The following is a 24,900-nucleotide window of genomic DNA, read 5'->3' on the forward strand; positions in this document are numbered from 1 at the left end:
CATGGCGAATTATCGCGATCCGAAATTGAAGGTTTTTACGTGTAATGCAAATCCAGCTCTGGCAAAAGAAATCGTTGATCATATCGGACTCCCAATGGGGAATGCACAAGTCGTGCATTTCAGCGACGGAGAGGTCCAGATTAAGTTGAATGAAAGTGTACGCGGCGCTGATGTTTTTGTTATTCAATCAACAAGCGCTCCTGTTAACGAGCACCTAATGGAGCTTCTTGTTATGGTGGATGCGTTAAAACGCGCTTCGGCAAAAAGCATTAACGTGGTGATCCCTTATTACGGGTATGCCCGTCAGGATAGAAAAGCACGCGCCCGTGACCCGATTACGGCAAAGCTTGTGGCGAATTTAATTGACACAGCTGGAGCGCACCGCGTCATTACTATGGATCTTCATGCTACTCAAATTCAGGGGTTCTTTGATATTCCTGTGGACCATTTACTCGGGGTACCCATTCTCGGGAAGCACTTCTCCGAGAAAAACCTGCAGGACGTTGTGGTCGTTTCGCCGGATCATGGCGGTGTAACGCGCGCCCGTAAGCTGGCAGAACGACTGGAAGCTCCGATCGCGATTATTGATAAGCGCCGTCCCGAGCCGAATGTTGCGGAAGTAATGAATATTGTCGGCAACATTGAAGGCCGTACAGCGATTATTATTGATGATATTATTGACACAGCGGGTACAATAACTCTGGCTGCCAATGCATTAATGGAATCGGGAGCCAAAGCAGTCTATGCATGCTGTACACACCCTGTTTTATCCGGTCCTGCAATTGAACGAATCCAGAATTCAAGCATTGAGGAATTGATTGTTACGAACTCCATTCCACTCGGCCCGGAAAAGCGCATTGATAAAATTAAAGTTCTTTCGGTAGCGCCAATTATCGGGGAAGCGATCATCCGCGTACATGAGGAACTGTCCGTAAGTAAACTGTTTGATTAATAAATGATTCTTCCTCTTCAGTTTTGGGTAAGGTAGATAATGAGGATTTTTTGTTTCTGCTCTATCCTGTCCTGCTTTTTAATGAGGACAAACCACTCAGGAGGGTGATGAATGAATGGCAATTGTACTGAAGGCTCAGAAGAGAGGAGCTGGCAAACATTCGGTCGTGCGTCAGCTTCGAATCGAGGGGAAAATCCCTGCGGTTATTTACGGAAGCGATGTGGAAAGCCAGCCGATTTCCATTGAGGAATCACAGTTTATGCAGGTTGTCCGTCAGCAGGGGATAAATCATGTTGTTCGCTTGGCTGTGGATGGAACTGAACACAATGTCATGATTAAAGATATTCAGCGTGAACCTCTGAAGGGAAGAACGCTGCATATTGATTTTGGTAAAGTAAACATGAATGAGGAAATTGATACGATTGTTCCGCTAACAATTGAAGGAGAAGCAGAAGGTGTGAAGGCCGGAGGTGTGTTGGAGCAGCAGCTTCGTGAATTGAGCATTCGCTGCTTGCCGGGCGCCATTCCGGATTCGATATCTGTTTCTGTTGAGAAGTTAGCTGTAGGAGATTCTTTGACAGTCGGTGATTTGGACATCCCGGCAGATGTAACGGTGCAGCACGAGGAAAGCGATGTTGTTCTGAGCATCGTGCCGCCTCGAATTGAACCGGTTGATGAAGGTACTGAGGGCGATGCCGCCGGGGATGCGGAAGCTTCCCGGACGGGAGAAGCTGCGGCTGACGAATCGTAGCAGTCAATGGGTAGGCAGAAGAAAGAGAAGGAAGCGTGACCTGGCCGGTTGCGCTTCTTTCCTGTTATCGTTTTTCGATGCTTTTCATAAGGAGAGAAGGCGAATGAAAGTCATTGTGGGATTAGGGAATCCAGGGAGAGAATATGAAAGAACCAAGCATAATGTCGGCTTCTGGGCGATTGACAGGTTAGCGGATGACCTGGGTATTACGCTTAACCAGGGGAAATACAAAGGATTAATTGGGGAAGGGCGGGCAGGCAGCGAAAAGGTTCTGCTGGTGAAACCGCTGACATACATGAACCTGTCCGGAGAGTGTGTAGCCCCGCTCTTGAACTTTTACAAACTGGATGCGGAGGAAGATTTGCTCGTTATTTATGATGATCTGGATTTACCGTGCGGCAAATTACGTCTCCGTACAAAGGGAAGCTCCGGCGGCCATAACGGAATTAAATCATTAATTTCACATCTTGGAACGGAAGAATTTAAACGAATTAAAGTAGGCATTGATCGCCCTGAACCGGGACGAAAAGTGCCTGATTATGTTTTGTCTTCTTTTCCACCGGATAAACAGACTGAAGTAGAAGAGGCGGTAAAACGGGCATGTGAAGCCGCGAAGGAATGGATGAGCATTTCTTTTCTTCGGGTTATGAATCAGTTTAATAAATAGTAAGCCGATTGCGCCTTTCTGTATGGCGGGTATGTCTTTTGGAAATAATAGAAAAAAGCATATCATACTTACGGGAGGCATAAGAATGGCAATAAAGTACGTTTGCCCTCACTGTGGGACACAGCATGCGGCTATTGATACCAATATGGTGACAGAGGATACGCTTGGGCTCGGTTCCTTGACCCCAGAAGAGAGGGCAAATATAATTAGCTATGAAGAGAATGGGGACACTGTGGCGAGTGTGACGTGTGAGTACTGTAGTGAGGCCATTTACCGGCATCCTGAGTTAACACACCCTTTACAATAAACGATGACGGACAAAGCCTTGGCTTTTGTGCTAAGGCTTATTTTTGCATTTGTCGATACAGCCGTTTGGAGAGGAGGACGAGAGGTGCAGGGACTTATAGAAAAATTCATTCAGGATAATGAATTCCAGGCAATTGCCAGCGGCTTTGATCAAGGGCTCAGTGAGCAGCTTGCCTCTGGATTAAGCGGCTCGGCACGCCAAATTTTGTTTGCCGCCCTTTACCAGAAAACCGGTCAGCCGATGGTGATTGTTACACATAACATGTTTCAGGCGCAAAAGGTTTATGATGATATGAGTCAGCTCATACCGGCTGAGAATCTATGGATTTATCCGGCGAATGAACTGGTTGTTTCTGAGGTTTCCATTTCAAGCCCGGAAACATTAAGCCAGCGAATCGAAGTGCTGAACGAGTTATCCCGCGGAAAAAAAGGGATCCTAATTGTACCGTATGCGGGGATTCGCCGTTCCGTCATTCCGTTGGAACAATGGAAACAGGCCCAGATGGTGATCCGTGTAGGGGAAGAGATTGACATTGAATCCTTTTTAGAGAAAATGGTTTCCTTCGGATATGAACGTGTGGAAATGATAGAAACGCGTGGTGAAATCAGTGTCCGCGGCGGGATTATTGATGTGTTTCCCGTTTACATGCCGCACCCAATCAGAATTGAGCTATTTGATGTGGAAGTAGATTCGATCCGTATGTTCGATATTACGGATCAGCGTTCTGTTGAAAATCTACAGGAAATTGTGATCGGTCCTACGCGTGAAGTGTTTGGTGATAGAGAGGTATTCATGCGGGCGGCGAATAAGCTTGAATCACATTTAGCCGGTTCCCTTACAAAAATAAAAGATGAACAGGTAAAAGAGCGGCTTGTAGAAAAAATCGGCTGGGAGATCGAGCAGCTGCGGCAGGGACACCCTTTTCCTGGAATCTACAAATATATCTCTTTTCTTTATCCGGGCCGGCAGAGTTTAGTAGACTACATGCAGGGAAGGCCTATTCTTGTTGTAGACGAGCCGACGCGGATTATTGAATCTGCCGCCCACATGGACAAAGACGAAGCTGAATGGAAAACGGCGCTCACCCAGGAAGGGGAGTTCCTCCCGGATATTGAGGTTTCCCATCCCTCGGAAGAAATCCTTTCTTTGAGAAAGCGAAAAGTACTTCACGTGTCTTTGTTTTTACGCCAGGTTCCGAAAACGAACCCGCAAAACATTATTAATTTCACGTGTAAAACGATGCAGAACTTTCATGGTCAGATGAATGTGCTGCGTTCGGAGATTGAGCGGTGGAAGCGGTCGAATGCCACGATTGTGTTCTGCGCCGCAGATGAGGAAAGAGCCCGCCGGCTTGAACGGGTGTTCCACGACTATGACATTGAAGCCGATATCGTGCTTGAATCCGACAAAGCTCTCTTGAGCAAGCGGCCCGTCATTACGCTCGGCAATTTGCAGAATGGATTCGAGCTTCCGATGCAGCATCTTGTTGTTGTAACAGAGAGTGAGGTATTTACCCAGAAACAGCGGAAAGCATCCAAGACAAGAAAGAATTTGAGCAACGCTGAGCGAATTAAAACGTATACAGACTTGCAGGTAGGCGATTACGTTGTCCATGTAAACCACGGAATCGGAAAGTATCTGGGCATCGAAACGCTCGATATTAACGGAATCCACAAAGATTACCTGCATATCAAGTATGCCGGTAACGACAAACTGTACGTGCCGATTGAACAAATTGATCAGGTACAGAAATATGTTGGAAGTGAAGAAAAGGAGCCGAAGGTTTACAAGCTCGGTGGCACAGACTGGAAGAAGGTAAAGAGTAGAGTTAGGGCCTCTGTACAGGATATCGCACAGGATTTAATCAAGCTGTACGCGGAGCGCCAGGCGGCGAAAGGGTATGCCTTTAGCCGTGACGGTGATGAGATGGGAGAGTTCGAGGCCATGTTCCCCTACGATGAAACTGATGATCAGCTTCGTGCGATACGGGAGATAAAAGAAGATATGGAGCTGCCTCGCCCCATGGATCGCCTTCTTTGCGGCGATGTTGGATACGGCAAGACAGAAGTGGCCATCCGCGCGGCATTTAAGGCGGTTATGGACGGGAAACAGGTAGCCGTTCTTGTGCCGACAACCATTCTTGCTCAGCAGCACTATGAGACATTCCGGGAAAGGTTTGCAGATTATCCGGTAAATATTTCAGTGCTTAGCCGCTTCCGAACCCGTAAAGAACAGACGCAGACACTCAAAGGAGTGAAAGACGGGACGATCGATATTGTTATCGGTACACACCGCCTTCTCTCTAAGGATCTCGTATTTCGTGATTTAGGGCTTCTTATTGTGGACGAAGAACAACGCTTTGGCGTTACCCATAAAGAGAAACTCAAGCGGCTGAAAACGAATGTGGATGTTCTTACACTAACGGCCACGCCAATTCCACGAACCCTTCATATGTCGATGCTTGGTGTGCGTGATTTGTCTGTTATCGAGACTCCGCCGGAAAACAGGTTCCCTGTACAAACGTATGTCATGGATTATAGCGCGGGACTTGTACGTGAGGCCATTGAGAGAGAACTTGCCAGAGGAGGACAGGTTTATTTTCTTTATAACCAGGTGCAGGGCATTGAAAAGATGGCCGATCAAATCAGTATGCTCGTACCGGAAGCAAAAGTCGTTGTTGCACACGGCCAGATGAGTGAGACGGAGCTTGAATCTGTTATGCTCAGCTTCCTTGAAGGAGAAGCCGATGTTCTCGTCAGCACGACGATTATTGAAACCGGTGTAGACATTCCGAATGTAAACACACTCATTGTTACAAACGCCGACAAAATGGGACTTTCTCAGCTGTATCAGCTGCGTGGACGTGTAGGCCGATCGAATCGCATTGCGTACGCGTATTTTACGTACCAGCGGGATAAAGTGCTTACAGAGGTGGCTGAAAAACGGCTGCAGTCCATTAAAGAGTTTACAGAATTAGGCTCGGGGTTTAAAATTGCCATGCGGGACCTCTCCATTCGGGGTGCGGGTAACCTGCTTGGGGCTGAGCAGCACGGCTTTATCGCTTCCGTTGGTTTTGACTTGTACAGTCAAATGCTTAAGGATGCCATCGAGGAGTTGAAGGGAGAGCCGCAGAAGAGGGAGGAAGTCCATCCCGAAATTAATATAACAATCGATGCATTCATTCCATCGGAGTACATCCGGGACGGAAAACAGAAAATCGAAATGTATAAGAAGTTCGCTGCCGTCTCTTCCTTCGAGGATATTGATGATTTAACCGAAGAGCTGATCGATCGGTTTGGCATGATTCCGCAAAGCGTCAGCAATTTGTTGCTTGTATCCAAGCTCCGTGTGTATGCAATCAAGCATCGCATTGTAGAAGTATCACAAAAAGGGCAGGATATTCACCTTCTGTTCCATGAGGATCAAAGAAATGCGATCGATTGGGGCAGTTTGTTTGAACTGAAAGGCCTGCTGCAGCGAAAAATTGGCGTTGGACAAAACGGGCAGCAAATGAATGTAACGGTAAAAGTCAAAGGGCTGACTCCCGAAGAGAGTATTGAACTTGTGGAAAGTTTCCTCACTCAATTCGAACAATTAAAAAACAATAGGGAAAGCGGGGAAACAAAAAAATGTTGCAAAATAAGCGGTTATGGTCAGCGCTTCTTGTTCTTATTCTTGCTGCCGCACTTATCGCGGGCTGCGGCAAGAAGGACGCGGTTGTCGCCAAATATGACGGCGGGCAAATTACCGAATCTCAATATAGGGACTACATTGAACTCGTGAAGACCGTAGAACCTGGTATCGAGAAGCAAATTGATGCAGGAGACAAAGAAGCCCTCCAGCAGGTGCTCCACTTCCAGGTCATGACGGACTACCTTTCCAGCAAAGTAAAAGAAGATGCCCAGATGAAGAAGGAAGCAGATGATAGCTTCAAGCAGTTTGAGGCGTACACAAAACAGCAGCTGGGACAGGGAAAGAAAATTGAACAGTTTTACGCTGACAAGAAGGTAACGACAGAAGAGCTAAAAACCTTCTTCCTAAATCAAATCAAAATGATTTCTTACTTCTCAAAAGATGTTCCTGAAGCAGAGAAGAAAAAGAAGTACGAGGAAGCGAAAAACCTTGGCTTTTTAACGAAAGCGGATGTGCGCCATATTCTTGTTTCCACGGAGAAGCGCTCGAAAGCAGAAGCAAAGAAGAAGGCGGAGGCATTGCTGCAACAGCTGCGGGCCGGAGCGGATTTTGCTAAGCTGGCGAAAGAAAATACAGATGATCCGGGAAGCAAGGAAACAGGCGGCCTATATCACTATGATGACCAGCAGTCACTTGCGCAAACGGACGAGGCATATAAGAAGGCGGCAATGACGCTGCCGATTAACAAAATCAGTGATTTAGTTGAATCGCAGTTCGGTTATCATATTATGCGCGTAGAGAGCCGTACTGAGCAGCCGTACGATCAAATTAAAGGCGACCTGGCGCGAGCGATGGCACAGGAGAAGGAACAGCAATTTTACACTGAAAAGCTGAAAGGGATTATTAAGGAAGAAAACATCCCTGCATCGATGATTAAGCAGCAGCCGGTCCAGCAGGGCCCCGGACCATCTGGCCAACCGGGGGGACAACCAGTCCAGCAGGTTCCGGGACAACAGCCGCCGGTCCAGGCGCCATCCAATCAAAAATAACACGAGAAAAAAACCGTTCCTTTGCCGGAGCGGTTTTTTATTGTTCATTTGCAATAAAAACGTTGGTGAATATTCTCCAGAAAGGAGATAAATACTACAAGCAAGTTGATAAGTTGCAGTCATGTAATTACTCCACGAAAGCGAGGCATCAAGACTTATGAAAGCAACTGGAATTGTGCGTCGAATTGACGATTTGGGGCGCGTGGTGATTCCAAAGGAAATTCGCCGCACCCTCCGAATCCGAGAAGGAGATCCACTCGAAATTTTTGTGGATCGCGACGGAGAAGTCATTTTGAAGAAATACTCTCCTATCGGAGAACTTGGCGACTTTGCCAAGGAGTATGCTGACTCCCTGTATGAAAGTATGAACCACATCACAATGATTAGTGACCGTGATACGGTCATTACCGTATCAGGAGCATCGAAGAAGGAATATATGGACAAGGCTATTGGCGAGATTGTGGAAGGCTGCATGGAGGACAGAAAACCTACCTTGCAAACAAACCCCGGACAGTATGAAATTGTTCGCGACAATAGTGAACAATATTCGTCATATGTGATTGCGCCGATTATTGCCGGCGGGGACCCGATTGGTTCGGTTATTCTTGTCAGCAAGGGTGAACAGGTGAAGATGGGCGATTTAGAAATGAAGCTGGCAGAAACAGCTGCAGGATTTCTAGCCAAACAAATGGAACAATAACGAGGAAAAGCTTTCCGCAGGAATCTGCCGGGAAGCTTTTTTAAATGGGGAGAAAGATATGTACATGTTGTTCATACACTTAGAAGGAAGAAGGCAAGCTTTTATGATATAATATCCGAGAATTTACCGGAATAAGAGGGGGAAACATATGTCTAAGGAGCGGGGTTCGTCTTTTCTTAAAGGGGCGGCCATACTTGGTGCAGGAGCACTCTTATCCAAGATGCTGGGCGTCGTGTACCGTATACCGTACCAGAACATAACAGGGGACCTGGGCTATTATGTATACACACAGGTATACCCGCTGTATAGTGCCCTGCTGATTCTCGCAACGGCGGGTTTCCCTATTGCGATTTCCAAGTTTGTTGCCGAGAAGCTTGCGCTTGGCGATACACGCGGGGCACGGAGACTCTTCCGCGTTTCCGCAAGTGTCCTAACCATAACCGGAATTGTTTTTTTTATTTTGCTCTGGTTCGGCGCTCCGTTCATCGCCGCTTCGATGAGGGATAGCAAGCTGGTGCTGCCGATTCGCAGCGTATCGTTTGCCCTGCTTATTGTCCCGGTCATGGCAGCGCTGCGGGGATATTTTCAAGGCCATCATGATATGGTCCCGACTGCTGTTTCACAAATCGCGGAGCAGTTTGTCCGGGTCACGACTATTATTATTCTGTCTTACTGGTTTATGAAGACAACGGGGAATGTCTATCTCGCCGGGGCTGGCGCTGTGTTTGGCGCGGTAACGGGTGCGCTTTTTGCTTTTGTTGTGATGCTGTTTTTCTGGCGCCGTAATCATCGAATACAGAAATATATGCCTGTTCAGCCCGGAGCCGGGTATACATATACGCAGGAAAGTATCGGGGAAATTGTACGCAAACTCGTTTATTATGCCATTCCGATTTGCCTTGGCTCCCTCGTCCTGCCGCTGATGCAGCTGTCTGATTCTTTTACGGTCGTAAGCATGCTTATGTGGGGAGGAAATACGGCGGAAACCGCTTATAGCTTAAAAGGGATTTTTGACCGGGGACAACCGCTTGTCCAATTTGCCGCTTTCTTTGCTACGGCTCTTTCCCTGTCGCTTGTACCCGCTATTGCGGAGGCACAGGCACTGGGGAAACGCCAGGTCATTGCAGCCCGTACGGAGCTGGCGCTGCGGCTTACTTTTTTGTTCGGGCTGCCTGCTTCAATCGGGCTGGCGGTAGTAGCGGGGCCGGTTAATGTCATGCTTTACGAAAATGATAATGGAACAACCGCGCTTGTCGTACTTGCCTTTACAACCATTTTTGCTACGCTGGGCATTACATCGGCCGGTATTCTGCAAGGGATGGGAGAGGTTACACTCCCTGTAAGAAACCTATTTATCGGTGTTGCAGCAAAGCTTGCTCTCAATATTTTTCTTATTCCTTCCTTTGGTATTACAGGGGCTGCGATGGCTACCGTATGCTCTTATATGATTGCTACTCTGCTTAATTTGTACGCCATTACTTATTTTACGGGGATTAAGTTTCATATAAAGAACTTCTTTATCAAGCCGGCTATCGCCGTTCTTATGATGGCCCTGGCCGCATTTGTCACCAGAAAGGCCGCGGAAAAAGGGCTGCTGGATTTAATTCCATCGCACCGGCTGTATTTCTCCGCCGTCAGCCTCCTGGCGGTTGGGGCGGGTGTTGTTATGTATGTCATTGCCCTGTTTCTTTCCGGAACGATTAGCCGCGCCGAATTGGAGACTACAAAACCGGGCAGAAAGCTGATTCCACTGTTGAAGCGTTTCCGGCTCTTATGAGGTACTAACAGAAGGGAGACTTATCGCGTGAAGAAAATAACGATTGTTGGACTTGGAGCGGGAAACCTGGAGGGTTTGCCCCTTGGACTGTACCGCGCACTATTAGGGGCACCCCATCTATTCCTTCGAACAGCAAAGCACCCGGTTGTCGGGGAACTTGAGGGGGAAGGGGTGTCTTATGAGAGCTTTGATGAGGTATATGAAGCACATGACCAATTTCCCCAAGTATATGAAGAAATATGCGAGCGGCTGCTTAAAGCGGCTGAGGAAAAAGGCGCGGTTGTATATGCTGTACCCGGCCATCCACTCGTAGCTGAACGTACCGTACAGCTGCTGCTTGAGGAGGGGCCGAAGCGCGAGGTAGAAATTGAGATAAAAGGAGGGCAAAGCTTCCTTGATCCGATTTTCGCTGCACTAAAAATCGATCCGGTGGAAGGGTTTGTTCTGCTGGATGCTACCGATGTAAAGGAACATCAATTCCAGCCGCCGATGCACCATTTGATTTGTCAGGTATACGATTCGTTTGTCGCTTCCGATGTAAAGTTGACGCTTATGGAGGTATATCCCGATGATTTCCCTGTTACTATCGTCACAGCGGCCGGCGTGGCGGGCGAAGAGGAAATCTTATCGCTCCCCCTCTACGAACTGGACCGGATGGACAAGTATACAAATTTAACAACGGTCTATGTGCCGCCGACCGCCCACGATCAGATAACAAACCGTCTGTTCTGGCGCCTGCGGGAAATCGTTGCTATTCTTCGCAGCCCGGAAGGCTGTCCGTGGGACCGGGAACAGACACACCAATCGATCCGGAAAAACCTCATTGAAGAAACATACGAGGTGCTCGAAACCATCGATGACAATGACCCCGATGCGATGTGCGAGGAGATGGGGGACTTACTGCTCCAAATCCTGCTTCATTCACAGATGGCGGAAGAAGAAGGCTATTTCACAGTAAACGATGTCGTGGCAACGCTGAACGAGAAGCTCATTCGCCGCCATCCCCACGTGTTCGGCACGTCCGAAGCGGGTAACGCGGAAGAGGCTTTGCAGAACTGGGAAGCGATTAAAGTGGAAGAGAAGAAGGGAAAAGGGAAGGGGTTTACCTCCCGGCTGGACAGTGTACCCCGCGAATTGCCCACCCTTTCCCGGGCATATAAGTACCAGAAAAAAGCGGCGGAAATTGGATTCGACTGGGACAAGCTTTCCGATGTGTTCGATAAAGTAAAGGAAGAGTGGGAAGAACTGCGGGAAGCAGGGACACCGGAGCACCGGAAAGAAGAGCTCGGTGATTTGCTGTTTGTTATCGTGAATGTGGCCCGGTTCTTGAAAATCGACCCGGAAGAAGCACTCGCATTAACGAATAAGAAATTCAAATACCGTTTCTCTTATATTGAACAAAAAATACAGGCAGCGGGAAAAGCAGCAGACGGTGCCACACTTGAGGAAATGGAAGCATGGTGGCAGGAAGCAAAGCGGAAAAAGAAAGAAGAGGAGGAACTGTCATGAGACTCGATAAGTTTTTAAAGGTTTCCCGGCTGGTTAAGCGGCGCACGCTGGCGAAAGAAGTGTGCGATCAGGGCCGGGTAACGATAAACGGCCAGGAAGCCAAGTCAAGCACGAACGTAAAAGTGGGGGACGAGCTGACCGTGCGGTACGGAAACAAGCTTGTAACCGTAAAAATAGAGAAGCTGCTCGATACAACGAAGAAGGAAGAGGCGGCAACGCTATATACAATGATCAATGAGGAGTTCTTGCCCCGGGAAACCGGGAACGAGCCCGACGCTACGATATGGTAATTGCCTATACCGGGTAAACGTGATGGGGCCTTCGGGCCTCTTTTTTATGGACTTCCCTCCCTTCCTTGTTCTAAATATGGTTTGTCTCCCATAACATGTACAAAAAAGGAGGCTGTACCGTAATGATGGAGACGAACCCGAAAAAGACGATACGGCATGATATTGTTATGATTAACCGGAAGAAGCTGGATATCACTGGCGTCCTTAAAGTTGAAAGCTTCGACCATGAGGAGTTTTTGCTGCAAACGGAGGCGGGCTTTCTAACAATAAAAGGCCAGAACCTCCATATGAAAAATTTAAGCCTTGAAACAGGCCAGGTATCGATTGAAGGCATCGTATTTGCTATAGAGTATATTGATGAATCCTATCAGGGGGAAAAGGCCAAAGGACTGTTTGGCCGGATTTTTAAGTGACACTCCACGGACAGGCAGAAACTTTACTTTCTATGGTCGTGTGCGGAATCGCAATGGGTATGTTCTATGATACTTATAGGACGTTGGAGAGAATGTGCTATCTTACCCGGTGGCTGGTTCGGGTATGCGATTTTTTGTTCTGGTTAAGCTGCACATTCCTTGTATTCGGCACCCTTCTCCGTGTAAATGAGGGCATGGTGCGGATTTATATATTTCTTGGCCTTGGCCTTGGTATGGTTGTCTACTTCCTTGCTTTGCAGAGTATGTACCTGGTCATCCTTAAAAAGCTGATTTCCTTCTGTTTGTTCTCGTACCGGGTTATCCTGCGCATTCTTTATTATCTTATTGTAGCTCCGCTGCGCTTCCTTTACCGCTTTCTTTTTTCGATCGTTGTTTTCTTATTAACCGCTTTGCTTGCAATAGGAGGCTGGTTTTACCGGCCGGTTCGTTGGCTTGGGCGCCGAATGTGGGAACGGACGGGGAAATTGGTAAAGACACCGGTGAAAAAAGTGAAAAGAATTTTTCTGAATACGGGGAAAGTCTTGACGCGCTGGGTAAAAGGTAAGAAAATGTAAAATAACCCATAACAGAAGAAAGGTGCCAGCGCAATGCAAAAATCACAATCTACATCCCAAATACAAGGCCGCAGACGCCGGATGCGTCTTTTGCAGATTGTTGTCGTTGCCCTCTTACTTTGGGCATGCTGGGTGTATTACACGCAGAGCCGGCAAATCGCAGAGAAACAAAGCAAACTCGCGGAGTTACAAGGCCAGGCAGCGGTTGTAAATCAGGAGAAGAATCGGCTCGAATTACAGGTGAAGCGCCTCCATGACAATGAGTATATCGGCGAGTTAGCAAGAAAGAATTTCTTTCTTTCAAAAGAGGGTGAAATTCTGTTTTTGACCCCTGAAGAAACGAAGAAAAAGCAGTAATAGCAGGTGCTCCCGGTGAGGAAGCATCTGTTTTTTTTATTTTGTACGGAAGAAAAAATGCTTGCTTGCTGAATCGACAGAAGCACGAAAATGCAGCTATATTTGTCGGAAAATTCTTTTAATTAATCCTCCTATTTTGACAAATTTTCACTTCTCGCTGTGTTTATAATGGGAATCACAAAAAATCAGATGGGGCGGTGTGATATATGATACGTAACGGATCGATTACAATGGAAGGCAAGATGGGGGCTCCTCTTCAGCAAATGAGCGGGAAAGGAAAAAATTGGGTGTGGGCTGCTTCTAAACAATGGAGCGTCCTCCACCTTATGATGGGCCTTCTTCTTGGACGAGCTCTTATCTTGCAGGAAATGTCTCCTTTCGCTGTTCCATTTTTCGCTGTCATGTATTTTTTAAAGAAAAACCGGCTGCTTCTCATTATGTTTTCGATTGTGGCCGGAAGTGCTATGCAGTCCATGGGCATTGCGGCAGGAAATTTCCTTGGGATGGCCATCGTTCTGGTGATGCTCAGTTTTTTGGAAAAACGAAAGAAAGCGGAGCTCAACCATGCACCGCTCCTTTCTTTTCTCGCGGTCCTCCTGAGCAATACAGCGATTGATTACATCGCCAATCACTTCACATGGTACGCTCTCTTTATGAACGGAATCGAAGCGCTCCTCAGCATGATTCTCACGCTGATTTTTGTCCAGGCGATTCCTGTGATTACGTTGAGGCACAGCCAGCAGCAGCTGCGGACGGAAGAGGTCATCTGCCTTATCATCCTGCTGGCCTCCGTAATGACGGGAACGGTGGGGTGGCTCGTGCAGGATGTAGCGGTGGACAATGCGCTGGCAAGGTATTTAATCCTTCTGTTTGCTGCGGTCGGTGGAGGAACGATCGGAGCCGCTGTGGGGGTTGTAACCGGGCTTGTTCTTAGTCTGGCAAATATAGATGCAGTATACCAGATTAGCCTGCTGGCTTTTTCAGGCTTGCTTGCCGGCCTGCTGCGGGAAGGAAATAAGCTTACAGTAGCCATTGGCCTGCTTATTGGCTCCTCTATTCTCACTGTATACGTAGGTGAACAGCGAGAAATCCTGCAGTCCACCATGGAGACATTCGCCGGCATTTTCTTTTTCCTGCTGACTCCGAGGGTGGTATTAAACGAAATCGCCAAGTTTATTCCAGGCACACAGGAGAATCTTTCCTCTCAGCAGCAGTATTTACGGCGTGTCCGTGATGTTACGGCTGGTAAAATGGAGCAGTTTTCCCGCCTTTTTACACAGCTTTCAGATACATTTGTTAATACGAACGAAGGAGACGAGGAGGGTGAAGACAGGAAAAAAGACTACTTTTTAAGCGAGGTGACAAAAAACACGTGCCAGCGCTGCTGGAAGAAGGAACAGTGCTGGGAAAGGGAATTTGACAGCACTTATTTCGCCCTTGGTGAAATGGTTCAGTCTATGAAAAAGGACGGTGAGATTAACGTAAACGAGATGCCGAAGGACTGGCTGAGGAGGTGCGTCAAGCAGGACCGGGTGCTGCAAAGCATGGAACAGGAATACGGGCGCTGGCAAAATCAGCTTTATTTAAAACACCAGATTGCGGACAGCAGACGCCTTGTTGCCGAGCAGCTTGCCGGGGTTTCCCGTGTTATGCAGGACTTTGCTAAAGAAATTCAAAGGGAAGGCATCCATATGCATGTTCAGGAACAGCAGATTCTTGGAGCTCTGGAGGGGGTTGGCTTATCCATACGTGATGTAGATATTATTAGCCTTGATGAAGGGAAGGTGGATATTGAAATTAGCCAGCCGACATGCCATGGGAGGGATGAGTGCGCCAAAATTATCGCTCCGCTCTTATCCGATGTTATCGGTGAAAAAATAACGGTAAAGGAGAAGAACTGCGAGGCTTTTGCCGATGGGCACTGCACGATGTGCCTGGGGTCTGCACAGGAATTTGAAATTGTAACCGGGATGGCCGGCGCTGCAAAAGGAGGGCAGCTGCTGTCGGGTGATTGTTTCAAAATTATGGAGTTTGGCAGCGGGAAAATGGCGCTGGCGATGAGCGACGGCATGGGAAACGGAGAGAGGGCATACAGAGAAAGCTCTTCCACACTCGAGCTGCTGCAGCAGCTTCTTGAGTCCGGGATGGAAGAAACGCTAAGCATTAAATCCGTAAACACCGTTCTCTCCCTCCGCTCACCTGACGAAGTGTTTGCCACCGTCGATTTGGCTTTAATTGATTTGCATACGGCGAAAACAAAATTTATTAAGACAGGTTCAACACCGAGCTTCATAAAAAGGGGGGATGAAGTCATTCCGATTTCGGCCAATAATTTACCGATTGGAATTTTGGATGAAATCGATGTGGACGTTGTAAGCTATCAATTAAAGCCGGGTGACTTGTTGATTATGATGACGGACGGTATTTATGAGGCGCCCCGTGCGGTGGAAAATAAAAATCTGTGGATGAAACGGAAGATTTCCGAACTGCAGACGAGCGACCCACAGGAGGTAGCGGATTGTCTGCTGGAGCTCGTTATACGGCACCATTATGGAGAGATTGTGGATGACATGACCGTTATGGTGGCCCGCATTGATCGGTATATGCCCCCCTGGGCAGCCATTCAGATGCCAAATGCCCCTAGAATTGAACGGCCGAGGTTTGTGAGTTAATAGAAGAAAGGCCGTGGTCGACAATCACTCCGGTTGCCGACCATGGCCTTTTTGTGGTAGAGTACAATACGAAAAAAATGAAACTTATTTTGAAGGGCACCGTATAGATATTGTAAGCTGTACTACGCATCCCTTTCATTGAAGGTGAAAATTATGCTGCAGCAAATGAAAAAAACGATTGTAGATAATGAGCTGCTTGCGAAGGGCGACGCCGTTGTTGTTGCTGTGTCAGGGGGACCTGATTCGGTCGCTCTGTTACACGCTTTGGCGGAGCTGCGTTCATCTTACGAGCTGCAGATTGCTGCCGCCCACCTGAATCACCAGTTTCGCGGGATGGATGCTGAGGAAGACAGCCTCTATGTTCAATCGCTTTGCCGCATGTTGAATGTTCCCTGCTATGCAGAATCCATTGATGTTCCGCGCTTTATCAAAGAATCAGGACTTAGCCCGGAAGACGCTGCCCGCCGGGTTCGGTACCGTTTCCTAACGAAGGTAGCAAAGGAACTGGGCAGGGCCAAAGTAGCCACCGGCCACCATGCTGACGACCAGACTGAAACGATCCTTATGCGTCTCATTCGCGGAACCGGGATTGAGGGCCTTGCCGGAATTCCCATTCGGCGCATGGAGAGCGGGGTTGAGATTATCCGCCCCCTTCTAGAAATTAACCGGCACCAGATAGAGGTTTATTGCACTGAGCACGGGCTGGAACCCAGACACGATCAAAGCAACTTCAGTGACCAATACTTTCGAAATCGTATCCGGCTGCACTGGATACCCAGGATGAAAGAGGAAAATCCCCGGTTATCTGCCGTTGTTTCGCAGATGGCATCCATTGTCCGCGACGAAAATGCGTACATGGAAGAGAAGAGCCGGGAAGAATTGGAAAGCATCATAGAAGAAAAAGAAGCGAATAGGATGGTTATAAAACAGAAAGCTTTCTTATTGTCTGCCGTTGCTTTACAAAGGAGGATGATTAAACTAATATTAAGTTATCTGTCCGGAAGTAACGCGGGGGAGATTGGTTACACACATATCGAAAGTATCAGACAAATGATTAAAGATCCCCATCCGTCTGTCAGCCTTCATTTGCCTGGAGGGCTGCGGGTGCAGCGTGAGTACAAGCGGGTGATTTTTTCGTCTATACCGGATGTGGATAGCGTCCCTGCTTATATACATTGTTTGCAAATGCCGGGGTATACATATGTTCCTGAGATTGGCCGTACGTTTCATTGCTATTACAGTAAGCGGGGGCAGGAAGAAAAGCTGTACCCGGGTGAATTTGCGGTGTTTGATCCGGCACAAATTAAGGGTAAGCTATACGTAAGACAGCGGCTTGCCGGAGACAGAATGACGCTCAAAGGCATGACAGGGAGTAAAAAAGTAAAAGATATTTTTATCGACGCTAAAGTTCCCCGTGCGCAGCGTGATCGGGTACCGCTTGTCAGCGATGATGAAAGTATATTGTGGATTCCCTGTATTAAGCGTTCAAACGAAGCTTTGCCTGCAGGGGATACTGAAGTTCTATTGTATGTGGTTGTTGAATAGTTGTTTTTTAAGTGACCAGGAGGTTCAGCATGGAAAGAGACATTGAGAAAATATTGCTCACAGAGGAAGTAATTGAGGCAAAAGTACGCGAGTTGGGCCGTATTCTTTCCAGGGAATACGAAGGAAAGAACCCACTCGTTATTTGTGTTTTACGGGGAGCAGCTCCGTTTATGACTGACTTAATCCGCCGCATGGATATTGCCCTGGAAATGGATTTTATGGCGGTGTCAAGTTACGGCGCTTCCACAAAATCATCCGGAGTCGTAAGAATAATCAAGGATTTAGATACTGCGGTGGATGAACGTCACGTTTTAATTGTAGAGGATATTATCGACAGCGGCCTGACACTTAGTTACTTAATTGACATTATTCAGCGCCGTAATGCGGCTTCAGTGAAGGTGGTTACACTGCTTGATAAGCCGGCACGGCGTACCGTCGATTTATCTCCGGATTTCAGCGGGTTTCAAATTCCCGACGCTTTTGTTGTTGGATATGGCTTGGATTATGCGGAGAAATACCGCAATTTGCCTTACATAGGTATCTTAAAACCGGAAGTGTACAGTTAATGTGGGCAAGTTGTAGCGCATAGTTTGATGTGGTAAAATAATGTAGGTGTTTTAGCGTGAGAGGAGGTAAGGAATGAATCGGTTCTTCCGCAATACAGGATTTTATCTACTAATTATTTTAGTAACGGTGGGAATTGTAAATTTCATCACCAATCAGGGTACGGAAACAACTAAAATACCCTACAATCAGTTCCGACAGTATCTTAGTAAGGGACAGATAGCTGAACTCCAGATTCGTCCTGAACGGGGTACGTATTATATTCAAGGGAAGCTGAAGGATCAGAGCACTTTCTATACAAACGGTCCGTTGTATGACAACGCTGAGCTGTTGAAAAGGATTGAAGAAGCGAATCTGCCCAGAGAAGAATATTTAGAGCAGAAAGGCGATTCCGTCTGGCTCACTTTTCTTACATCCATCATTCCGTTTGTTATTATCTTTATTCTTTTCTTCTTTCTGCTGAATCAAGCCCAGGGTGGCGGAAGCAGGGTCATGAACTTTGGCAAGAGTAAAGCCAAATTGTACAATGATGAGAAGAAGAAGGTTACATTCGATGATGTAGCCGGTGCGGATGAAGAGAAAGCCGAACTTGTAGAAGTTGTGGAATTCCTCAAGGATCCACGTAAATTCTCAGCTCTCGGTGCACGAATTCCCAAAGGGGTATTGCTTGTCGGTCCTCCGGGTACCGGTAAGACCTTGCTTGCCCGTGCTGTTGCAGGGGAAGCGGGCGTTCCCTTTTTCAGTATAAGCGGTTCAGACTTTGTAGAGATGTTCGTCGGTGTCGGGGCTTCCCGTGTGCGCGATTTGTTTGAGAACGCGAAGAAGAATGCGCCATGCATTATTTTCATCGATGAAATTGATGCCGTTGGGCGTCAGCGTGGTGCGGGTCTCGGAGGCGGACACGATGAACGGGAACAAACGTTAAACCAATTGCTTGTTGAGATGGACGGTTTTGGAGCGAACGAAGGAATCATCATCGTTGCAGCGACGAACCGGCCGGATATCCTTGACCCTGCCCTGCTTCGTCCGGGACGTTTTGACCGTCAGATTACGGTTGACCGCCCTGACGTAAAAGGAAGGGAAGCAGTTCTGCACGTGCACGCACGCAACAAGCCGCTTGCTGAAGGTGTGGACTTAGATATTATTGCACGCCGCACGCCTGGGTTCACAGGAGCGGATCTTGAGAATTTGTTGAATGAAGCGGCCCTGCTTGCGGCTCGCCGTGATAAGAAGAAAATCGGCATGGTGGAAGTTGATGAGGCGATTGACCGCGTTATCGCCGGTCCTGCGAAGAAATCAAGGGTTATCAGTGACGATGAGAAAAGACTGGTTGCCTTCCACGAGGCAGGACATACGATTTGTGGTTATTTCCTGGAAAATGCCGATATGGTTCATAAGGTAACGATTATTCCACGCGGCAGTGCGGGCGGATATACGGTTATGCTTCCGAAGGAAGACCGCTTCTTCGCCACCAAGTCTGATTTGCTGGATAAGATTGTTGGCTTACTCGGCGGCCGTGTTGCTGAGGAACTTGTATTAAAAGATGTAAGTACCGGTGCTCACAATGACTTTGAACGTGCGACGGGCATTGCACGCCGCATGGTAATGGAGTTCGGAATGAGCACGAATCTTGGGCCGATGCAGTTCGGACAAAGCCAGGGCCAGGTATTCCTCGGACGCGACTTCGGCCATGAGCAGAATTACAGCGACGAGACAGCGCGTCAAATCGATCAGGAGATTCAAACGATTATCCGCGATTGTCATCAGCGTTGTACCGACCTGCTGACAGAGCATATGGATAAGCTCGAAGCGGTTGCCCACAAGCTGCTTGAAGTTGAAACGCTTGATGCTGAGCAGATTAAAAGCATCATTGAAACAGGTACAATCAGCAGCAGCATCGGTGAGGTAAAAGAGGTTACAACCGGAGACGTAAAAGTACAAATTACCGGTAAGCCTGACGATGCGGCACCATTTCCTGGCATCGACAGCGACAGTAAAGATGACGCATAATTTAGCAACAAAGCCTCCCGTCAGCGGGAGGCTTTTCCTTTTTTAAAGTACAGGCAGGGTGTGTACAATTCAGACAATTAAAGGTATGATACTGATAAACCAACACTTGTGAATAGTGGAAATACACTTTGCATATAGCAAGTGCTTACGGGGGGTTGCTTTATAATGAAGGGCCTTCTTGTGTCAGCGATTTAATCCATTATGGAACAAAGTTTGATGAAGAAGACGGTGTGCTTGCGTTAACGAAAGAGGGCGCTCACAGCCAGCGCCGAATCCTTCATGCGCAGGGGGATGCTACAGGGGCTGAAATTGTGCGTGCGCTTTCAGAACGTGCGCTTTCAAATGAGCGAATTCGAATTTTGGAAAATCACTTTACCCTGGATCTTGTTACGCATCAGGGAGAATGCATCGGGGCACTTGTTCGCAAGCCCAATGGTCAGAAGATCTATATACGAGCGAATGCAACGGTCCTTGCTACGGGCGGAGCCGGCCAGTTGTATCGCTATACCACCAACCCGGAGATTGCCACCGGCGATGGAATGGCGATGGCATACCGGGCTGGTGCGTATATTAAAGACGTGGAATTTATCCAGTTTCATCCAACTTCTCTATTTTACCCAGGGGCCCCTCGCTTTTTAATCTCAGAAGCGGTTCGCGGTGAAGGGGCCGTACTGCGTAATATTAACGGGGAGCGTTTCATGGATAAGTATCATCCACAGAAAGAACTTGCTCCTCGAGATGTTGTCGCGCGCGCGATCGTGTCTGAAATGGAATTGACTGGTTCCACGTTCGTTTATTTGGATATTACCCACGAATCTGAAGAGTTAATCAAACATCGTTTTCCAACCATTCATAAAGTTTGCCTTCGTTATGGGCTGGATATGGTCACGGACTGGATTCCGGTAGCGCCGGCTGCACACTACATTATGGGTGGACTCAAAACCGGTCTATACGGCGAGACAGCGGTAGGCCGGCTCTTCGCCTGTGGTGAAGTATCATGTACAGGTGTCCACGGGGCCAACCGTTTAGCAAGTAACTCGCTTGCTGAGGCGCTTGTTTTCGGGAAACGTATCGCAAATCGCGTTGCTGAACTTCCGGTGCTGGACGAGCAGGTACCTGCCGTATCGTTTTCATTAATGCGCCAGCAGACAACGAACAACGAGACCGTAATGGAGAGAAAGCTTCGCCTTCAGAAATTAATGCTGGCTTATGTCGGTCTAAAGCGGCAGGAAAAAGGCCTGACGAAAGCGGTAAGGGAGCTGGAAAGGTTCGTGCGTGCGTTTCGCATGAAAATGGAACGTCCGGAAGAGATTGAATACCTGAATTTATTAACCTGCGGGTGTTTGGTTGCTAATGCAGCCCTTCAGCGAGAGGAGAGCCGTGGAGGCCATTACCGTGAGGATTTTCCGAAGCGGGATGAACTTGTATGGCGAAAGCACATCGTCCAGTCGATTGAAGACGGGGTTTCAGAGGAGCGGAATTTAAATGAGGATGAATGAAAGACTATTGGATGAACAGATAGAGAAATGGCTGCAGGAAGACATCGGATTCGGGGATATTACCAGCCTTGCAACTGTGCCTGACCACCTGATGGGAAAAGGCATCCTTTACACAAAGGAAGCGGGAGTCATTGCCGGGCTTGAGGTGGCGGCCCGTGTATTCTCTCATATGGATCGGGGTCTTATTTTTACACCGCAGGTGGAAGAAGGTTCCTATGTGGACAAAGGTGTCGTTGTTGCGGAAATAGAAGGAAGGGTGCAGAGCCTGCTTAGCGGAGAACGTGTTGCATTGAATCTCCTTCAGCGTCTTTCCGGGATAGCAACAGTAACGAGGAAATATGTGCAAGAGGCCCGCAAAGAAAGTGAAAAAGTTCGCATCGTTGATACAAGGAAAACAACACCCGGGCTGCGTATGCTTGAGAAGTATGCAGTCGTTGCAGGGGGCGGACATAACCACCGGATTGGCCTGTTCGATGCAGTGATGATTAAAGACAATCATATTAAAGCAGCGGGTGGAATCAAGCAGGCGGTAAGCCGGGCGCGGGAAGCGATTCCACATACAATGCGAATCGAAGTAGAAGTGGAAAACCTGGAACAGCTGCAGGAGGCAATGGAAGCCGGACCGGATATTATTATGCTCGACAACATGGACCCGAAGGCGATGAGGGAAGCCGTAAAACGGGTTGGCGGCTCGGCGGTTGTAGAAGCTTCAGGCGGCGTTACTTTGCAGACGGTAGGAACGATTGCTGCGACCGGCGTTGATGTGATTTCCGTCGGAAGCCTCACGCACTCCATATCAGCGCTTGATATTAGCCTCGATTTAAACGAGAGAAAACGATAGGCAGGTAGAAATCATGTTATTTGTAATTGATGTAGGAAACACGAATATTGTGCTTGGCGTCTATGAGGGAGACGAATTGAAGCATAACTGGCGCATTCATACGGATCGTTCGAAGACAGATGATGAATTCGGCATGCTTATAAAAAGTTTATTCGCGGATAAGGGAATTACCTTCTCGCAAATTGAGGGTGCCATCATTTCCTCTGTTGTTCCTCCGTTGATGTTTCCATTAGAAAAAATGTGCTACAAGTATCTGGGCGTGAAACCTATGGTTATCGGGCCGGGGTTAAAAACAGGCTTGAATATTAAGGCAGATAACCCCCGTGAAGTCGGGGCAGACCGAATCGTAAATGCAGTCGCCGCCATTCACCATTACGGAACGCCCCTTATCGTTGTAGATTTTGGGACCGCGACGACTTTCTGTTTCATTGATGAAGAAGGGGGCTACCATGGCGGTGCGATTGCTCCGGGTATCGCTATATCAACAGAAGCTCTTTATAGCCGGGCTGCTAAGCTGCCCCGGATTGAACTTAGCAAGCCGCCAAGCGTTATCGGGCGGAACACCGTTCATGCGATGCAATCCGGTGTAATATACGGTTTCGTCGGCCAGGTGGACGAACTCGTCCGCCGGATGAAGAAAGAGAGCAAAAGCAACCCGAAGGTCATTGCTACCGGCGGTCTTGCCGAATTAATCGGAAATGAATCCAATGAAATCGATATTGTTGATCCGTGGCTGACTGTAAAGGGATTGCGTTTGATTTACGATCGAAATTGGAAATAATAAAAGACAGGGATACAAAAAGAATTTCTTTTTGTATCCCTGTCTTTTTACAGTTTTGCACGTTGTGGTAAACTAACGTGTAGAGTATGAAACAGGAAGGAAGAAGGAAACGCATGAAGGATTATCTGGTAAGGGGAACGGCTCGTGACGGTTTTGTCCGCGCCTTTGCCGTTCGTACCACACATACAATGCAGGAGATTCAAGAGCGGCTTGATACGTGGCCAACGGTAAGTGCGGCGCTTGGCCGTACCGTGTCTGCGGCTGCCATGATGGGCGCAATGCTTAAGGGAGAGGAAAGACTTACCGTTATAGTCAAGGGCGGCGGCCCGATTGGCCAGGTTGTGGCGGATGCAAACGCCCACGGAGAGGTGCGTGGCTATGTCACAAACCCTCATGTGCATTTTGATTTAAATAAACAGGGAAAGCTTGATGTGCGAAGAGCGGTAGGCACAGATGGAACGATTATAGTAACGAAAGACCTGGGTTTGAAAGATCCATACCAGGGAAGCAGTCCAATTATATCAGGGGAGCTTGGAGAAGATTTTGCTTATTATTTTACCGTTTCTGAACAGGTTCCATCTGCCGTTGGTGTCGGTGTTCTTGTAAATCCGGATAATACCATAAAAGCAGCGGGCGGCTTTATTATTCAGCTAATGCCGAATACACCGGAAGACGTAATTACCGCGTTAGAAAAGACGATTTCTAATATACGCCCGGTATCTACGATGATTGCAGATGGGCTTTCCCCGGAAGAAATGCTTCGTGAAATCCTTGGTGAAGACGTCAATTTGCTTGATTACCAGGAAATCGTCTTTAACTGCCACTGTTCTCTTGAACGGGTAAGCCAGGCGCTAATAAGCTTGGGAGAGGAAGAATTGACATCCATGATTGAAGAGCAGGGCGAAGCGGAGATTACGTGCCATTTTTGCAATGAAAGATATCATTTAAACAAGCAGGATTTAGAGGAACTGCGCTCGAATTTGTAAAGGGAATTGACTTTATAACAGGTCAGTTGGTATAATGTGTATAAAACCTACTAAAATAGTATGAATTGATAAGGAGGGTGTCCAATGCGGGTAGCTGAGTCCATTACCGACTTAATTGGATCAACACCACTGGTAAAACTGAACCGGGTAATAGAGCCTGGTGAAGCAAACATTTATTTGAAATTGGAATACTTCAATCCAGGGAGCAGTGTAAAAGATCGGATTGCGCTTGCCATGGTTGAAGCCGCGGAAAAGGACGGCCATCTTAAAAAAGGAATGACGATTGTCGAGCCCACAAGCGGTAATACCGGTATTGGCCTTGCTATGGTAGCCGCTGCTAAAGGGTACCGCGCACTTCTTGTTATGCCGGATACGATGAGTATGGAACGCCGGAATCTTCTCCGTGCATATGGAGCGGAACTTGAACTGACTCCTGGAGCGGAAGGAATGGGAGGGGCGATCCGGAAAGCGGAAGCACTTGTACAGGAACATAACGACTACTTTATGCCCCAGCAATTCAAGAACCCTGCCAATCCACAGATTCACCGGGAAACAACCGGGAAAGAGCTGCTTGAGCAAGCAGAGTATATCGGAGGCGTGGATGCTTTCATTTCCGGAGTTGGCACAGGCGGAACCATCACCGGTGCAGGAGAACTCCTGAAGGAAAAGTACCCGAATATCCGCATTGTGGCGGTTGAACCAACGGCTTCCCCTGTGCTTTCTGGCGGAAGCCCCGGCCCGCATAAAATCCAGGGAATTGGCGCAGGCTTTGTTCCTGACACGCTCGATACGGATATTTACACTGATATTGTAAAAGTAGAGAACGAGGAAGCTTTCGAGGTAGCACGCCTTGTAGCGAAACAGGAAGGAATCCTTGGCGGGATTTCATCCGGAGCGGCCATCCACGCGGCGAAGAAAATCGCAAAAGAACTCGGTGCCGGAAAAAATGTCATTGTTATTATTCCAAGTAATGGTGAGCGTTATTTGAGTACCCCTCTTTATCAATTTGATGAAGAATAAGT

The 24,900-nt window shown here is 47.9% G+C and carries 22 protein-coding genes; all 22 read left to right on the top strand.

Going from position 1 to position 24,900, the window contains the following annotated elements; all coding sequences use genetic code 11:
• Position 1: 1 nt before the first annotated feature.
• Positions 2-952 carry a ribose-phosphate diphosphokinase gene (locus tag MBEAL2_RS21365; protein WP_047154277.1) on the top strand — a complete coding sequence of 317 codons (951 nt, stop codon included), beginning with the start codon at positions 2-4 and terminating at the stop codon, positions 950-952.
• Positions 953-1,067: 115 nt separating this feature from the next.
• Complete coding sequence (locus tag MBEAL2_RS21370; RefSeq protein ID WP_047154278.1) at positions 1,068-1,703, top strand: 50S ribosomal protein L25/general stress protein Ctc; 636 nt, start codon at positions 1,068-1,070, stop codon at positions 1,701-1,703.
• A gap of 103 nt (positions 1,704-1,806) precedes the next feature.
• The gene (pth, locus tag MBEAL2_RS21375; RefSeq protein WP_047154279.1) at positions 1,807-2,370 is read left to right on the top strand and encodes an aminoacyl-tRNA hydrolase; all 564 of its coding nucleotides are present in this window, start codon (positions 1,807-1,809) and stop codon (positions 2,368-2,370) included.
• An 85-nt stretch (positions 2,371-2,455) separates the two neighbouring features.
• Positions 2,456-2,677 (top strand): anti-sigma-F factor Fin, encoded by a 222-nt coding sequence (locus MBEAL2_RS21380; protein WP_047154280.1) that lies wholly within the window; start codon positions 2,456-2,458, stop codon positions 2,675-2,677.
• A gap of 84 nt (positions 2,678-2,761) precedes the next feature.
• On the top strand, positions 2,762-6,460 hold the full coding sequence (mfd, locus tag MBEAL2_RS21385; RefSeq protein WP_082130081.1) for a transcription-repair coupling factor: 3,699 nt from the start codon (positions 2,762-2,764) through the stop codon (positions 6,458-6,460).
• Between the two features lie 269 nt (positions 6,461-6,729).
• A complete protein-coding gene (locus tag MBEAL2_RS34405; protein ID WP_439644898.1) occupies positions 6,730-7,359 on the top strand; it encodes a peptidylprolyl isomerase in 630 nt (209 codons plus the stop codon).
• A 157-nt stretch (positions 7,360-7,516) separates the two neighbouring features.
• The gene (gene spoVT / locus MBEAL2_RS21395; RefSeq protein ID WP_047154282.1) at positions 7,517-8,059 is read left to right on the top strand and encodes a stage V sporulation protein T; all 543 of its coding nucleotides are present in this window, start codon (positions 7,517-7,519) and stop codon (positions 8,057-8,059) included.
• Between the two features lie 148 nt (positions 8,060-8,207).
• Positions 8,208-9,836 (top strand): putative polysaccharide biosynthesis protein, encoded by a 1,629-nt coding sequence (locus tag MBEAL2_RS21400; protein ID WP_047154283.1) that lies wholly within the window; start codon positions 8,208-8,210, stop codon positions 9,834-9,836.
• A 27-nt stretch (positions 9,837-9,863) separates the two neighbouring features.
• Positions 9,864-11,345 (top strand): bifunctional methyltransferase/pyrophosphohydrolase YabN, encoded by a 1,482-nt coding sequence (yabN, locus tag MBEAL2_RS21405; RefSeq protein WP_047154284.1) that lies wholly within the window; start codon positions 9,864-9,866, stop codon positions 11,343-11,345.
• Positions 11,342-11,635 (top strand): RNA-binding S4 domain-containing protein, encoded by a 294-nt coding sequence (locus tag MBEAL2_RS21410; protein ID WP_047154285.1) that lies wholly within the window; start codon positions 11,342-11,344, stop codon positions 11,633-11,635. The genes yabN and MBEAL2_RS21410 overlap by 4 nt, the downstream gene beginning before the upstream one ends.
• Before the next feature lie 122 nt (positions 11,636-11,757).
• Positions 11,758-12,048 (top strand): sporulation protein YabP, encoded by a 291-nt coding sequence (yabP, locus tag MBEAL2_RS21415; protein ID WP_082130083.1) that lies wholly within the window; start codon positions 11,758-11,760, stop codon positions 12,046-12,048.
• The gene (gene yabQ / locus MBEAL2_RS21420) at positions 12,045-12,623 is read left to right on the top strand and encodes a spore cortex biosynthesis protein YabQ (RefSeq protein WP_047154286.1); all 579 of its coding nucleotides are present in this window, start codon (positions 12,045-12,047) and stop codon (positions 12,621-12,623) included. Before yabP ends, yabQ begins: the two co-directional genes overlap by 4 nt.
• Before the next feature lie 33 nt (positions 12,624-12,656).
• Positions 12,657-12,980, top strand: a complete 324-nt coding sequence (locus MBEAL2_RS21425; RefSeq protein WP_047154287.1) for an FtsB family cell division protein — start codon at positions 12,657-12,659, stop codon at positions 12,978-12,980.
• Between the two features lie 206 nt (positions 12,981-13,186).
• Positions 13,187-15,652 carry a stage II sporulation protein E gene (spoIIE, locus tag MBEAL2_RS21430; RefSeq protein ID WP_052947896.1) on the top strand — a complete coding sequence of 822 codons (2,466 nt, stop codon included), beginning with the start codon at positions 13,187-13,189 and terminating at the stop codon, positions 15,650-15,652.
• Positions 15,653-15,805: 153 nt separating this feature from the next.
• Positions 15,806-17,197, top strand: coding sequence for a tRNA lysidine(34) synthetase TilS (tilS, locus tag MBEAL2_RS21435; protein WP_047154288.1), 1,392 nt, complete (start codon positions 15,806-15,808; stop codon positions 17,195-17,197).
• Between the two features lie 29 nt (positions 17,198-17,226).
• A complete protein-coding gene (gene hpt, locus MBEAL2_RS21440; RefSeq protein WP_047154289.1) occupies positions 17,227-17,763 on the top strand; it encodes a hypoxanthine phosphoribosyltransferase in 537 nt (178 codons plus the stop codon).
• Positions 17,764-17,836: 73 nt separating this feature from the next.
• Positions 17,837-19,771: an ATP-dependent zinc metalloprotease FtsH gene (gene ftsH, locus MBEAL2_RS21445; protein ID WP_047154290.1), complete on the top strand. Its 1,935-nt coding sequence runs from the start codon at positions 17,837-17,839 to the stop codon at positions 19,769-19,771.
• 128 nt (positions 19,772-19,899) lie between these two features.
• A complete protein-coding gene (gene nadB, locus MBEAL2_RS21450) occupies positions 19,900-21,270 on the top strand; it encodes an L-aspartate oxidase (RefSeq protein ID WP_439644897.1) in 1,371 nt (456 codons plus the stop codon).
• Positions 21,257-22,111, top strand: a complete 855-nt coding sequence (gene nadC, locus MBEAL2_RS21455) for a carboxylating nicotinate-nucleotide diphosphorylase (RefSeq protein WP_047154291.1) — start codon at positions 21,257-21,259, stop codon at positions 22,109-22,111. The genes nadB and nadC overlap by 14 nt, the downstream gene beginning before the upstream one ends.
• Before the next feature lie 13 nt (positions 22,112-22,124).
• Positions 22,125-22,892 carry a type III pantothenate kinase gene (locus MBEAL2_RS21460; RefSeq protein WP_047154292.1) on the top strand — a complete coding sequence of 256 codons (768 nt, stop codon included), beginning with the start codon at positions 22,125-22,127 and terminating at the stop codon, positions 22,890-22,892.
• Between the two features lie 113 nt (positions 22,893-23,005).
• Positions 23,006-23,878 carry an Hsp33 family molecular chaperone HslO gene (hslO, locus tag MBEAL2_RS21465; RefSeq protein ID WP_047154293.1) on the top strand — a complete coding sequence of 291 codons (873 nt, stop codon included), beginning with the start codon at positions 23,006-23,008 and terminating at the stop codon, positions 23,876-23,878.
• An 84-nt stretch (positions 23,879-23,962) separates the two neighbouring features.
• Positions 23,963-24,898: a cysteine synthase A gene (gene cysK / locus MBEAL2_RS21470; protein WP_047154294.1), complete on the top strand. Its 936-nt coding sequence runs from the start codon at positions 23,963-23,965 to the stop codon at positions 24,896-24,898.
• Positions 24,899-24,900: the final 2 nt, after the last annotated feature.

Source organism: Aneurinibacillus tyrosinisolvens, from assembly GCF_001015055.1.
Lineage (GTDB): Bacteria > Bacillota > Bacilli > Aneurinibacillales > Aneurinibacillaceae > Aneurinibacillus_A > Aneurinibacillus_A tyrosinisolvens.

Excerpts from the sequence above, each read along its gene's own strand:
- MBEAL2_RS34405 (WP_439644898.1), top strand. The coding sequence starts at position 6,730 with ATGATTTCTTACTTCTCAAAAGATGTTCCTGAAGCAGAGAAGAAAAAG.
- MBEAL2_RS21380 (WP_047154280.1), top strand. The coding sequence starts at position 2,456 with ATGGCAATAAAGTACGTTTGCCCTCACTGTGGGACACAGCATGCGGCT.
- MBEAL2_RS21365 (WP_047154277.1), top strand. The coding sequence starts at position 2 with ATGGCGAATTATCGCGATCCGAAATTGAAGGTTTTTACGTGTAATGCA.
- tilS (WP_047154288.1), top strand. The coding sequence starts at position 15,806 with ATGCTGCAGCAAATGAAAAAAACGATTGTAGATAATGAGCTGCTTGCG.
- MBEAL2_RS21400 (WP_047154283.1), top strand. The coding sequence starts at position 8,208 with ATGTCTAAGGAGCGGGGTTCGTCTTTTCTTAAAGGGGCGGCCATACTT.
- nadC (WP_047154291.1), top strand. The coding sequence starts at position 21,257 with ATGAGGATGAATGAAAGACTATTGGATGAACAGATAGAGAAATGGCTG.
- hslO (WP_047154293.1), top strand. The coding sequence starts at position 23,006 with ATGAAGGATTATCTGGTAAGGGGAACGGCTCGTGACGGTTTTGTCCGC.
- pth (WP_047154279.1), top strand. The coding sequence starts at position 1,807 with ATGAAAGTCATTGTGGGATTAGGGAATCCAGGGAGAGAATATGAAAGA.
- MBEAL2_RS21425 (WP_047154287.1), top strand. The coding sequence starts at position 12,657 with ATGCAAAAATCACAATCTACATCCCAAATACAAGGCCGCAGACGCCGG.
- MBEAL2_RS21370 (WP_047154278.1), top strand. The coding sequence starts at position 1,068 with ATGGCAATTGTACTGAAGGCTCAGAAGAGAGGAGCTGGCAAACATTCG.
- MBEAL2_RS21460 (WP_047154292.1), top strand. The coding sequence starts at position 22,125 with ATGTTATTTGTAATTGATGTAGGAAACACGAATATTGTGCTTGGCGTC.
- spoIIE (WP_052947896.1), top strand. The coding sequence starts at position 13,187 with ATGATACGTAACGGATCGATTACAATGGAAGGCAAGATGGGGGCTCCT.
- cysK (WP_047154294.1), top strand. The coding sequence starts at position 23,963 with ATGCGGGTAGCTGAGTCCATTACCGACTTAATTGGATCAACACCACTG.
- MBEAL2_RS21410 (WP_047154285.1), top strand. The coding sequence starts at position 11,342 with ATGAGACTCGATAAGTTTTTAAAGGTTTCCCGGCTGGTTAAGCGGCGC.
- spoVT (WP_047154282.1), top strand. The coding sequence starts at position 7,517 with ATGAAAGCAACTGGAATTGTGCGTCGAATTGACGATTTGGGGCGCGTG.
- yabP (WP_082130083.1), top strand. The coding sequence starts at position 11,758 with ATGATGGAGACGAACCCGAAAAAGACGATACGGCATGATATTGTTATG.
- hpt (WP_047154289.1), top strand. The coding sequence starts at position 17,227 with ATGGAAAGAGACATTGAGAAAATATTGCTCACAGAGGAAGTAATTGAG.
- ftsH (WP_047154290.1), top strand. The coding sequence starts at position 17,837 with ATGAATCGGTTCTTCCGCAATACAGGATTTTATCTACTAATTATTTTA.